The sequence below is a fragment of the Subtercola sp. PAMC28395 genome (assembly GCF_018889995.1).
GTDB lineage: Bacteria > Actinomycetota > Actinomycetes > Actinomycetales > Microbacteriaceae > Subtercola.
Map to the genome: position 1 here is coordinate 3,181,900 of NZ_CP076547.1, position 11,143 is coordinate 3,193,042.

Here is an 11,143-nt window from a genome sequence, read left to right on the forward strand (position 1 = left end):
GCGACGACTCTAGCAGCTATCATGAACAGCGTTCAGGTGAACACTGTTCATGACGAGGCCGTTCATGACAACGCTGCTCACGACAACACTGTTCCACCGAGCCACAAGTGCCTACCCACACTCGCCTCACCACAATCGCCCCACCACACTCGCCTCACCACCACACCGCAGCAGGAGCTCACGATGACCCGACAGCCCCGCACCACAAGCCGCCCCATAACCCGCCCCGCAACTCGCATCACCACTCGCGACATCACCAAGATCGCTGTCTTCGCCGCGATCATCGCCGTGCTGGGCATCCCGAGCGCGATTCCGGCGTTCAACGGCGCAGTACCCATCACGGCGCAGACTCTGGGCGTGATGCTCGCCGGAGCGATTCTCGGTTCGTGGCGCGGTGCGGCCGCCGTCACCGTCTTCGAAGTACTCGTGCTGATCGGCCTGCCGCTGCTCTCGGGCGGCCGCGGTGGCGCCGGGGTCTTCGTGGGCCCCTCGGCGGGCTACCTGATCGGCTGGATCGTCGGCGCCTTCGTGATCGGAGCCATCGTGCGTGCTGACCGCCTCAGACCGACCTGGTACCGCACTGCGCTCGGCTGCGTCGTCGGCGGCATCGGTGTGGTGTACGCCTTCGGGATCCCGGTCCAGGCGTTCGTCCTCGGCTTGCCACTGAGCTCCGCCGCGTTGTCAGCGCTGGCGTTCATCCCGGGCGATCTGATCAAGGTGATCGTGACGACCATCATCACGCTCTCGCTCTGGCGCGCCTACCCTCGCGCCTTCGAAGGCCGGGCCCGCAAGCCCGTGGCAACGAGCGTGTGACGAACCTGACCACTGCTCGACCGGCCGTGATCTGCGGGTCGCAGGCGCTTTCCGAGACCCAATTGCGTGCCCAAGTGGTCTCACACGCGCACAGGATGCTCGACGATCGGCGATCGGATGCTGAGATCATCGTCGATGAGCACGCAAACGCTGCTGGAGCGGCACCGACTTCAGGAGAATCACGCTCTGGGCTCTTTGCACGAGCTGCCCAAACTCAACGGCTTGTGCCGATCAGACACAGAGACCCGGTGGAGACGATCATCGAGACGCTGGCCGTTCGCGAGACCGGCGACGTGCCGCTGGTCGGCGACGACCGTTGGTCAGACGAATACTGGGAGCACGTTCAACGGCGGGCCGGAATGGTCAACCTTCGCTCTGACACAGAAATCGGCCACGGCCGCCGCCGCAGCACGAGCACGAGTCGCGACGCCAAAGCCGGTTACGACGCCACGTCTCCCCATGATGCCCATGCCCGTCGTAACGCTGAGACCGAAGCAGACCCTTCAGACACCAGCGAAGCCGGCATCGCGTGGGCTACGTTCAGCTCAGGGAGTACCGGCACACCACGGGTGATCATCCGGTCGGAATCGTCGTGGTCGCAGTCGTTCTCTGCGCTCAGTGACCTGCTCGGTCTGACCGAGAGCGATACGGTCTATCTCCCGGCCCCGCTTGTTTCGTCGATGTCGCTCTTCTCTCTCGCTCACGCTCGTGCGACCGGCGCAGCCCTCATCGTGCCCCGCAATCATTCGATCACCCCAGGCGATCTCGAGCGTGCCACGATTGTGCACTGCACGCCGATCGCGCTCCGAACAATCGTCGACGCCATCGAGGCGGGTGCTCACCATCGGCTGCGTGCGGCGCTCGTCGGAGGCGCGGCCATCGACCCGGGTCTGCGCACCCGGGCTGAAGTCGCTGGAGTGCGCATCGTCTCGTACTACGGGGCCGCCGAACTCTCCTTCGTCGCGGTCGATGTCGACGGCCACGGCCTACGGGCGTTCCCAGGGGTCGAAACTCGAATCGAAGCGAGAAACCGCAAAGCAGACGGGGGTACTAGCGACACCGCAGCCGGGGTTCTGTGGGTTCGATCACCCTACTTCGCGGCAGGCTACGTCTCGGCACCGGAGCCTGGGGTTGCAGCATCACAAGAGCCACCGATTGCAACATCGCCAGCGACCCCAGACACCGGCGCATTGAGTCGCGACGATCAGGGCTGGGCTACCGTCGGTGACCTCGTGGAGCTCGACACCAGCGGGCGGATGCTTTTCCGTGGCCGTCGTGACGGTGCGATACTGACAGCGGCCGCAACAGTGATCCCCGAAGACGTCGAAGCAGCTCTCCGCACAATCGAGGGAGTCGACGATGTGGTTGTCTTCGGTCTCCCGAACTCGGGCGCGGGCTCTCTCGTCGCCGCTGTCATCGAGACGTCGGCAGACGCCCCCCGACCGAGAATACGAGAACTGAGGGAACAGGCCGAGAACAGGATGAGCCTCACGCATCTGCCCCGGCGCTGGTATGTCACCGATCGACTACCGCGGAATTCCGCCGGAAAACCTGCACGCGCACAGATTCGTGCCGATGCCATCGAAGGAAGGCTGCCCCGCCTTGACTGACACTGCCGCCTCCGCTTCCAGTGCGCAGAGCGCAACCTGGCCGATGATCGTTGCCGCGCGCCGCTCCCCCATCACCACCAAGGGCAGGGATCTGGCGGGAGTCGCGGCCGACGAGCTGGCTTCACCGGTTATCCGGTCGTGTGTCGACGATGCCCACCGGGCCACAGGCTCGCACCTGGAGATCGGTGACGTTCTGCTGGGCAACTGCATGGGTCCGGGTGGCAACGTGGCCCGGTCTGCAGCATTGGCGGCCGGCCTCGACGTTTCTGTGCCGGGAATGACCATCGACAGACAGTGCGGCAGCGGACTGTCGGCCATCATCTCTGCCGCAGAGTCGATCCGCGCCGGTGGCAGGCGAATGATTGTCGCAGGAGGCACAGAGAGCGCTTCGACTGCGCCGCTGCGAGTTCAGGGTGGCGTGGCCTATGCTCGGGCGCCATTCGCCCCGACAGGCTTTCCCGACCCGGAGATGGGCCCGGCCGCTGACGCACTCGCCCGGGTCGTCGGGATCGACCGTGCCGCACAGGATGCCTACGCAGAGCGAAGTCACCGACTTGCCGTGTCGGCCACGCGAAGCGGAGCGTTCGACGAAGAGATCGTTGCGGTCGACGGCGTACGGGCCGACGATGGTCCGCGCGCCGGCATAGCCGCATTGCTCGGCCGATTCGTACCGCTCTATCGATCGCGCGAGCCAGGCAGCGACGACACTCGCACTGCCGGACCTGCGACTGCCGGACCTGCGACTGCCGGGCCTGCGACTGCCGAACACGGCCAGCACACCGCAGTCCAGCCCGCACCCAGCACCGTGACGGCAGGCAATTCGTGCAGAATCAGTGACGGCGCTGCCGCCGTGGCCTTCGTGCCCGCACAATTTCGCGGCACCGCACCCGCCCTGGCACTGAGGGCCCATGCCACCGTCGGCTGCGACCCGGCACTCCCCGGAATCGGTCCTGTCGGGGCTGTCAACCGATTGCTGGGCGAGGCCGGGCTGACCATGGCAGACATCGCTGCATTCGAGATCGTCGAAGCCTTTGCGGCTCAAAGTCTGGCTGTGCTCCTGGCTCTCGGACTAGCTGAATTCGCTCCAGACGTGCCCGAAAGCCGTGGTCGGAGCCACGGCGCCACCAACGCAGTCGACAGCGACGCCGACGGTGCCACCAACAGCGTCACCAACAGCGCCGTGACGACACTTCGAGTGGATGATCGGGTCTGCTCCGACGGCGGCGCACTCGCCCTCGGCCACCCCTGGGGAGCGAGCGGTGCCGTCGGAGTCGTGCGGCTCTTCTCACGGCTCGTGCGAGGTGGAGCGCCGACGGGAACGCTCGGAATCTCAACAGCCGCAATCGGCGGCGGAATGGGCGTCGCAGCGCTGTTCGAGGTGGTGCGGTGACCGAGCATCCACAGATCGTGTTCGACGACGTGTCCGTCGAATTCGCCGCACGCCCCGCCCTGAAAAACGTTTCGGTGGCGCTCGGCCAGAAGCGCATCGCCGTGATCGGCTCCAACGGCTCTGGCAAGTCGACCTTCGCTCGCCTGCTCAACGGGCTCGTCACTCCAACCTCGGGTTCGGTGCGGGTGCACGGACTCGATCCGGTGAAACAGGGCAAAGAACTACGGCGCACGGTGGGATTCATCTTCAGTAACCCCGACGTGCAGATCGTGATGCCCACGGTTGCCGAAGACGTCGCTTTCTCGCTGCGGGGGCGCGAGCTGGGCGGCCGCAAACTGAGCCACAACGAGATCGCAACCCGTGTCGCAGAGGCTCTCGAGACGTTCGGACTGACTGCACACGCCGATGCCCCGGCCCACAGCCTCTCCGGCGGGCAGAAGCAGCTTCTCGCCCTGTGCGCCGTCTTGATCACCGATCCGGCTCTCGTGGTCGCCGACGAGCCGACTGCCCTGCTCGATGCCGCGAACACTCGCCTGATCAGCGCCCGCCTGCTCGATACACTGCCGCAGCAGGTCGTGCTGGTCACGCACGACCTGGCGCTCGCTGCCCGCTGCGACGTGGCGATCTGGTTCGAGGGTGGCCGAATACTCGACATCGACGAACCAGCCACCGTCATCGACAGCTATACGAGAGATCACTCGTGATTTCGCTCTACCGACCCGGGTCGAGCCTCGTGCACCGCGCGCCTGCCGGGTTGAAAGTGCTTCTCTTCGCCTGCTTCGCGATCGCCGTCAGCGTGCTGGCCGGCAGCGCGTGGGCAGGCAGCGCCTGGAGCCTGCCCGTCGCCGCCGCCATCACGGTTGCCGCGTATCTCCTCGCCGGCTTCGGAGCCAGTGAGATTGTGGCGCAGGTGCTCGCGGTCCGGTGGGTCGTGGTGGTCATGCTCGTCACGCAGCTCATCTTCCTGCCGTTCGCCATCGCCGCGACGACGACAGCTCGTGTTCTGACCGTGATCGTGCTGGCCTCGCTCATCACGCTGACCACGCGTATCCCCGACCTGCTCGACGCCACCGAACGTGCACTCGGACCATTCGCGAGGTTCGGGGTCAACCCGCGGGCGATCGGTCTACTGTTGGCGATCACCATCACCACGATTCCCGTGATCGCGGGATTCGCCGGCACGATCCGCGAGGCCCAGCGGGCCCGGGGCGTTCCGGTTCGCCTGGGCACGTTCGTCGTACCGCTGCTGGTCATGTCGCTGAAGCACTCCGACGACCTGGCCGACGCGCTGGCCGCGCGCGGCCTAGAGTGAGACCATGAAATCTGGGTCGCGCTCGAGCACCGGCCTCTGGGTCACCATCAGCGCGATCGCATTCGTGGCCCTTCTCCTACCGGGCATATGGGCAACGCTGGCGGCCGCCACGATCGTCTCCCAATCACTGAATACGGCCCGCGCACCGTTCGGGTCGGCAGCTTCGCCCGGTCACTCGACGACTCCGAAAACACCGTCGCCCACCGACGCACCCTTGATCACGGAGCCCCTCTATACCCCTGCAGAGGCTCCCCAGGCATTCCTCACCCCTTCGCAGGCGGCCGCCTGGGGTACGTACAGCGACAATCCGGCTCAGACGAGCACGGTGGATGCCGTGGGCCTGCACATGGTCGACAAATGGTCTTCGGTCGCCGCCAACCCGTCGAACACGGATTGTCGATTCGTATCGACGTCATTCCCCGTGCTCGCAACCGTAGATGAAGTCGGTTCGACGGAGCCGGTGCAACTGCGGTCGAGCATCCTGAAGATAGGAACAGGTTCGATCGCCAGCCAGTCGACGCGTGTGTTCACGGGTGGAGCCGAAGCCGATGCCTATATCGAGAGTGTTCGGAGCGCGGTTCACTTCTGCCCGACGGTCTCGACGAAGGCGTGGTCGGCCGACGTCACCTCGTACTCCGCTGTTCCTGGTCTTGCTTCGGCGGGCTGGAAGGAAACGGGTCAGGGCGCTTCGGCCGGTGACATCATCTACTCCGTCGACATTCGCCACGACAACCTGGTGACCCGGCTCTCGGTCTACGTGGCTGCCGCCGACGCCGCCTCGTTCACCAGCTTCCAATTCGACAAGCTGCTCGACGTCGTCGACGACAACATGGTGCACGCGACCTTCGGGTGAGGGTGGGGTGTGCGGTCTGCCCTCACTGTCGAGTCAAAAAAAGGGCCCGCTCAGCGAGCGGACCCTCGAGTCAAAAAAAGGGCCCGCTCAGCGAGCGGACCCTTTGTGTCGTTGTGGAGCTAAGGAGATTCGAACTCCTGACCTCCTCGATGCGAACGAGGCGCGCTACCAGCTGCGCCATAGCCCCTCAAAACAACTCGCTCAGACTACCACGGGAGCAAGGCCACCCCAAACGGCCACAGGCCCACATGATCGACCCAGACGACCGACGGAATTGCAGGAACCACCGTGCCTCTGGTGACGCTAGCCGGCCCGTCGGCGCGCAAGCACCTGGTCGACGTCGAGTGCGCCGGTTTCGGCGTCATCGATGATGCCCATGCGGCTGAATCTGCTCGAAGGGGCCTTCGGAGCAGGCGGTGGCGACGGAACCCATGCGGACTCGCCAGATCCGCTCGGTTCGTCAGCGTCTCCGGTTCGACCAGCCGCGCCGACGGAATCGAAATCGATGGCACCTGCCTGTGCGGCGCGAAGCGCCTGCTCGGACTGGGCTGCAGCGGCTCGAAGCACATCTTCGGCCTGGAGGGCAGCCCGCTCGGCATCGCTGAGGCTCGGCGCACTGCTCACGAAATGGCGCTGGCCGGCACGACCGGCATACAGCGGCTTGGGTAGTGGCACGGGGGTCCAGGAGCTGCCGTCGTTGTCTGATGCCGACCCGGAACCCGGTGCATCGGTCGAGAGAGCGTCGTGGTTCGATTCCGCAGAATCGGCGTACTCGTCGAACCCAGCACTGTCGAGGTCGTCGACGTCATGGTCGAACGACGACGAATCGGCACCAGAAGTCCCTCGCCCAGCTTGTGAAAGACGGCGACGCCCGGCCGACGAACCTGCACGGCGCGACGCGGTCGTTGCGGCATCCATGGCAGAACCGGGAAGCCGAAGCGCTCGGCCGTCTTTCGCCAGCCTTCCGAGCCGCGTGAGGCAGAGAAATGCCGAGAGGAGGCCGACGACCAGGATGATCCAGGTGCCATTGACAGCGATCTGAATGGCACCGAGCACGGAGACCACGAGCGCCAGCATGAGAATGCCCGTCGTGACGGCACGAGACTTTCGGATGTGCGCCGCAGCGCGCACAGCGGGAGGAGTATTTTGCACGGTGACCTTCTTGAGCAGGCGCTGCTGCTCGACGACGCTCCGGGCGCTCGCCTCGACTCGAACCTCGTCGGGCACTTCGCTCGTCTCGGCGAGAATGCGCAGTGTCTGCTGCAGCCGGACGACGTTGCGCTCGGTGGCGAGGTATTCGTTCCGGCGAAACCAGGTGGGCAGCAGATAGATCAGCCAGAGCACGGCGGCGAGGCCGATGATGAGGCCCCCGCCCAGCCAGTCTGATGTCATGGGTCTACGGTATGAGCCGAAATGCCGTATCTGCCTGAGGCTGGAGCGCGTGTCGCTCACGCACGGTGCTCATCGCTCACCCACAGACCCAGTGGCGGGTGTGCGCAGAGCTCAGTGACACGTTGTGCCAAACGCGAACCCTGGCCTTCAGCGCGGCCGAGTGGCGATCGGCGTCTGCGCCTCACGACGGTCTGACTCAGGCACACTCCCCTGACCGGCGGGCACCGAACCTTCCTTCCACCGGCGCAGCACACCGACGGGCAGTTCTTCGCCGACCAACGCGAAGCAGAAGTGGTCGCGCCAATCGCCGTTGATGTGGATGTAGCGACGCCGCAGACCCTCGTAGCGAAAGCCCAGTTTCTCGACCACACGCAGGCTCGGGCCGTTCTCCGGCCTGATGCAGATCTCCATGCGATGAAGGCCCACCGAGAAGAAGCAGTGGTCGGTTGCGAGCGCGACGACCGTGGGCGTGATGTTGAGCCCGGCAAACCTCTCTGCCACCCAGTACCCGATGCTGGCCGACGATACCGACCCGTAGCTGATCGACGACACGTTCAGCTGGCCGGCGAGTTCACCCTTGTATTCGATGACGAACGGCAGGCCGTAGCCCGCGCGGGCATTCTGTTGCAGTGACCGGATGCTCGCCCGAGTGTCGAACGCCATCGGAGCGTTCGGGCTGGTCGCCTCCCACTTTCGCAGCCAGGTGCGATTGGCGATGAGCTCGTTCTCGAGTGCCTTGGAATCACGGATGCGGATGGGACGAATGCCAATGGCACCCTCGGCGAGGCTGGGAACGAACATAGGCAATGATAATCAGCTACGCGGCCCGGCCGGGCGCAATTCGCCCGGCCGAAGCCACACAGTCAGAGCCGAACGGCCAGCCGATCCTGCGCGGGTCACAGCTCTTCGGCGAATTCCTTGATCCACGGTCGCAGGTCTTTGCCGAGATCGTCTCGTTCGCTCGCAAGCCGGATGATCGCCTTGATGTAGTCCAGCCGGTCACCGGTGTCGTACCGACGGCCTCGGAACACCACGCCGTACACCCCGCCGGCGATGGGCCCGGCGATCATCGTCTGCAGAGCATCCGTCAGCTGGATCTCGCCACCCTTGCCCGGTTCGGTCTTCTCGATCACGTCGAAGATCTCGGGGCACAGCACGTAGCGGCCGATGATGGCGTAGTTCGAAGGTTGGGTGCCCGGCTCCGGCTTCTCGACGAGGCCCGTTACGCGAACGACGTCGGTCTCTTCGGTCGCTTCGACCGAGGCGATCCCGTAGAGGTGCGCCTGCGACGGCTCGACCTCCATGAGGGCGATCACGCTGGCCTTGCGCTCATCCTGCACGTCGAGCATCTTCGTCAGCAGAACGTCGCGGGCGTCGATCAGGTCGTCGCCGAGCATCACCGCGAAGGGCTGGTTCCCCACGTGCGATTTGGCCCGCAGCACGGCGTGCCCGAGTCCCTTCGGGTCTCCCTGGCGCACGAAGTGCACGTCGGCGAGCTGGCTGGCCTCGGCGACGAGCGCCAGCTTCTTGTTGTCGCCCTTCGCCTCGAGAGTGTGCTCGAGCTCGGTGTTGCGGTCGAAGTGGTTCGCCAGCGCATTCTTGTTGCGACCGACGATCATGAGCACGTCGACGAGGCCCGCCGCAACGGCTTCTTCAACGACGTACTGGATGGCCGGCTTGTCGACCACGGGCAGCATTTCTTTGGGCAGGGCTTTGGTGGCGGGAAGGAAACGAGTCCCCAGTCCGGCCGCAGGAATCACAACTTTGGTGATAGATGAGGTCATGGGTGAAACAATATCCAAGAATGGCCCCCCTCCAGGGGACCCGCCGAAACACTCGTGTTACAAAACTGCACGTAAAATCGAAACATGCTGTCGGAGACGAGCAACATCAAGCGCGCTCTGCGTGCCGAACTCCGTGAGCGACGGCGCATTCTCACGTGCACCGAGCGCGAAGAGGCCACGACAGGGTTCACCGCCAATCTCATCGCGCTCACCCGTGAGCACGAGGCCACCGTAGTGGCCTGCTATCTGTCGGCGCAGAACGAACCGAACACACGCCCATTCCTCAACTGGGCTTTTGCAAATGGCGTTCGAACGCTTTTCCCGATCACCCGTGAAGACGGGTTGCTCGACTGGGCCCACGGTGACGGCGAGACAGAGACCCAGGGCCTGTTCGGCATGCCTGAGCCTGTTGGTGAACTTCTGGGGCCCATCGCCATCAACGATGTCGACCTGATCATCGTTCCAGCGGCCGCTATCGACGGCACCGGAATGCGCATGGGCTGGGGGCGGGGCTACTTCGACAAGACTCTCGGGTCGATGCAGAAATGCCCACCCGTCTTCGCCATGATCTACGACGAAGAACTGCTCGATTCCGTGCCGCGCGAAGTGCACGACGAACCGGTCAACGGGGTCGTCACACCGACACGCATCGTGACGTTCTAGAACAACCCCACAACCCCACAGCTTCACAACCCCACAGCCCAGAGCCCAAAGCCCCAAAACTCTGTTCTAACCAATCTGGAGAGCATCCCGTGCCTACCTATTCCTACCGTTGCACCGAGTGCGAGAACGCCTTCGACATTCAGCAGAGCTTCACCGACGATTCACTGACCGTATGCCCGGTGTGCGGCGGCAAACTCCGCAAGGTGTTCAGCCCGGTCGGCATCACCTTCAACGGGTCGGGCTTCTACCGCAACGACTCGCGGGCGACGAAGAGCTCATCCGACGGAGCTAACAAATCCGGGGGCGGGAAGAGTGAGGGCGGCAAATCTGAGGGCGGCAAGTCCGATTCCGGTAAGTCCGAGGGCAGTAAGTCCAGTGAGAAGAAATCCGAGAGCAGTTCAGGCTCATCCGGTTCCGGTTCCGGTTCCGGCTCCGGCTCCGGTGGATCCGGCTCCGGTGGATCCGGCTCCGGTGGATCCGGCACCTCCTCCTCATCCCCCTCCTCCTCCGCCGCTTCAAGCGCATCAAAGTAAGGCTTCACTGTGATCAAGGGTTTCAAAGAGTTCATTCTTCGCGGCAACGTCATAGACCTGGCCGTCGCCGTGGTCATCGGTGCGGCATTCACCGCGGTCGTCACCGCGATCGTCACGGGCATCTTCAACCCCCTGATCGCTGCGCTCTTCAGCGCTGAAGCCCTGAATGACGCGTTCCAGGTGCAGGTCGGTGCCAGCACTCTCAAGTTCGGGCTTGTGCTGGGCGCGATCATCCAGTTCCTTCTGGTGGCTGTCGTCGTCTACTTCGTCTTCGTTCTGCCCATCAACCACCTCAAGAAGGTGTCGTTCTTCAAGAGCAAGCAGAGTCCCGCCGAGGAAGTGATCGCCGAGGCTCCGCCCACCGACCTCGAGTTGCTCGCCGAGATCCGCGACCTGCTCGCCGCTCAGCAGCAGGGCACGGGCGCGCCGACCGGGCGTGCCGCAGGGGCCCCCGGTTCAGCCGATCACCCGTGGCCCAACGAGTGACGTCAGAGCCACGAACGGGGTCTGGCACAGAGCCTGAACTCAAGGTCAGGCGCATCGGGCGTCGCCGTGTGCAGACCGAACCCGTGCAGGGTTCGGATGCCCGGCCCCAGTCAGCCGAGACCCTCCGGTCGAACCTCGCCGTCGTCAGAGCCGCAGAAGACACCGACGACACCCGCGATGCGACAGCACCGGGCACCGGGCCGAACGACGAGCGTCTGAGGGCGGACAAGCCGCCGCACTGGTAGGGGTGGCGGGTACTCGTACTCGCAATGGCACTCGTACTCGTACTGGTAGTGCCAGGCCGACG

The 11,143-nt window shown here is 64.7% G+C and carries 13 protein-coding genes and 1 tRNA gene; 10 read left to right on the top strand and 4 right to left on the bottom strand.

Annotated features, from left to right (window positions below):
• Positions 1–183 precede the first annotated feature (183 nt).
• The 6 genes from KPL76_RS14505 to KPL76_RS14530 all read left to right on the top strand — a co-directional run bounded on the left by KPL76_RS14505 (position 184) and on the right by KPL76_RS14530 (position 5,978).
• Positions 184–813, top strand: coding sequence for a biotin transporter BioY (locus KPL76_RS14505; protein WP_216334281.1), 630 nt, complete (start codon positions 184–186; stop codon positions 811–813).
• 248 nt (positions 814–1,061) lie between these two features.
• On the top strand, positions 1,062–2,423 hold the full coding sequence (locus KPL76_RS14510) for a class I adenylate-forming enzyme family protein (protein ID WP_216334282.1): 1,362 nt from the start codon (positions 1,062–1,064) through the stop codon (positions 2,421–2,423).
• The gene (locus tag KPL76_RS14515; protein ID WP_253202074.1) at positions 2,416–3,813 is read left to right on the top strand and encodes a thiolase family protein; all 1,398 of its coding nucleotides are present in this window, start codon (positions 2,416–2,418) and stop codon (positions 3,811–3,813) included. Before KPL76_RS14510 ends, KPL76_RS14515 begins: the two co-directional genes overlap by 8 nt.
• Positions 3,810–4,517 (top strand): energy-coupling factor ABC transporter ATP-binding protein, encoded by a 708-nt coding sequence (locus tag KPL76_RS14520; RefSeq protein ID WP_253202075.1) that lies wholly within the window; start codon positions 3,810–3,812, stop codon positions 4,515–4,517. Before KPL76_RS14515 ends, KPL76_RS14520 begins: the two co-directional genes overlap by 4 nt.
• Positions 4,514–5,125 (top strand): energy-coupling factor transporter transmembrane protein EcfT, encoded by a 612-nt coding sequence (locus tag KPL76_RS14525; RefSeq protein ID WP_216334283.1) that lies wholly within the window; start codon positions 4,514–4,516, stop codon positions 5,123–5,125. Before KPL76_RS14520 ends, KPL76_RS14525 begins: the two co-directional genes overlap by 4 nt.
• 4 nt (positions 5,126–5,129) lie before the next feature.
• Complete coding sequence (locus KPL76_RS14530) at positions 5,130–5,978, top strand: hypothetical protein (RefSeq protein WP_216334284.1); 849 nt, start codon at positions 5,130–5,132, stop codon at positions 5,976–5,978.
• A gap of 114 nt (positions 5,979–6,092) precedes the next feature.
• On the opposite strand, the gene KPL76_RS14535 is transcribed toward KPL76_RS14530, so the two are convergent.
• The 4 genes from KPL76_RS14535 to galU all read right to left on the bottom strand — a co-directional run bounded on the left by KPL76_RS14535 (position 6,093) and on the right by galU (position 9,154).
• Positions 6,093–6,165: transfer RNA gene (locus KPL76_RS14535), tRNA-Ala, on the bottom strand.
• Positions 6,166–6,281: 116 nt separating this feature from the next.
• Positions 6,282–7,370 carry a hypothetical protein gene (locus KPL76_RS14540; RefSeq protein WP_216334285.1) on the bottom strand — a complete coding sequence of 363 codons (1,089 nt, stop codon included), beginning with the start codon at positions 7,368–7,370 and terminating at the stop codon, positions 6,282–6,284.
• Between the two features lie 147 nt (positions 7,371–7,517).
• Positions 7,518–8,171 (bottom strand): GNAT family N-acetyltransferase, encoded by a 654-nt coding sequence (locus KPL76_RS14545; RefSeq protein ID WP_216334286.1) that lies wholly within the window; start codon positions 8,169–8,171, stop codon positions 7,518–7,520.
• 95 nt (positions 8,172–8,266) lie between these two features.
• Positions 8,267–9,154 (bottom strand): UTP--glucose-1-phosphate uridylyltransferase GalU, encoded by an 888-nt coding sequence (gene galU / locus KPL76_RS14550; RefSeq protein ID WP_216334287.1) that lies wholly within the window; start codon positions 9,152–9,154, stop codon positions 8,267–8,269.
• A gap of 84 nt (positions 9,155–9,238) precedes the next feature.
• Between galU and KPL76_RS14555 the strand changes: the two genes are divergently transcribed.
• The 4 genes from KPL76_RS14555 (at position 9,239) to KPL76_RS14570 (ending at position 11,081) form a co-directional block, all read left to right on the top strand.
• Positions 9,239–9,817: a 5-formyltetrahydrofolate cyclo-ligase gene (locus tag KPL76_RS14555; protein ID WP_216334288.1), complete on the top strand. Its 579-nt coding sequence runs from the start codon at positions 9,239–9,241 to the stop codon at positions 9,815–9,817.
• A gap of 89 nt (positions 9,818–9,906) precedes the next feature.
• Positions 9,907–10,350 carry an FmdB family zinc ribbon protein gene (locus KPL76_RS14560; protein WP_216334290.1) on the top strand — a complete coding sequence of 148 codons (444 nt, stop codon included), beginning with the start codon at positions 9,907–9,909 and terminating at the stop codon, positions 10,348–10,350.
• A 9-nt stretch (positions 10,351–10,359) separates the two neighbouring features.
• Complete coding sequence (gene mscL / locus KPL76_RS14565) at positions 10,360–10,836, top strand: large conductance mechanosensitive channel protein MscL (protein ID WP_371733911.1); 477 nt, start codon at positions 10,360–10,362, stop codon at positions 10,834–10,836.
• The gene (locus tag KPL76_RS14570; protein ID WP_216334292.1) at positions 10,833–11,081 is read left to right on the top strand and encodes a hypothetical protein; all 249 of its coding nucleotides are present in this window, start codon (positions 10,833–10,835) and stop codon (positions 11,079–11,081) included. The genes mscL and KPL76_RS14570 overlap by 4 nt, the downstream gene beginning before the upstream one ends.
• The last annotated feature ends 62 nt before the right edge of the window (positions 11,082–11,143 follow it).

Coding starts and splice junctions, on each gene's coding strand:
- KPL76_RS14545 (WP_216334286.1), bottom strand. CDS start 8,171: ATGTTCGTTCCCAGCCTCGCCGAGGGTGCCATTGGCATTCGTCCCATC.
- KPL76_RS14540 (WP_216334285.1), bottom strand. CDS start 7,370: ATGACATCAGACTGGCTGGGCGGGGGCCTCATCATCGGCCTCGCCGCC.
- galU (WP_216334287.1), bottom strand. CDS start 9,154: ATGACCTCATCTATCACCAAAGTTGTGATTCCTGCGGCCGGACTGGGG.
- KPL76_RS14505 (WP_216334281.1), top strand. CDS start 184: ATGACCCGACAGCCCCGCACCACAAGCCGCCCCATAACCCGCCCCGCA.
- KPL76_RS14530 (WP_216334284.1), top strand. CDS start 5,130: ATGAAATCTGGGTCGCGCTCGAGCACCGGCCTCTGGGTCACCATCAGC.
- KPL76_RS14555 (WP_216334288.1), top strand. CDS start 9,239: ATGCTGTCGGAGACGAGCAACATCAAGCGCGCTCTGCGTGCCGAACTC.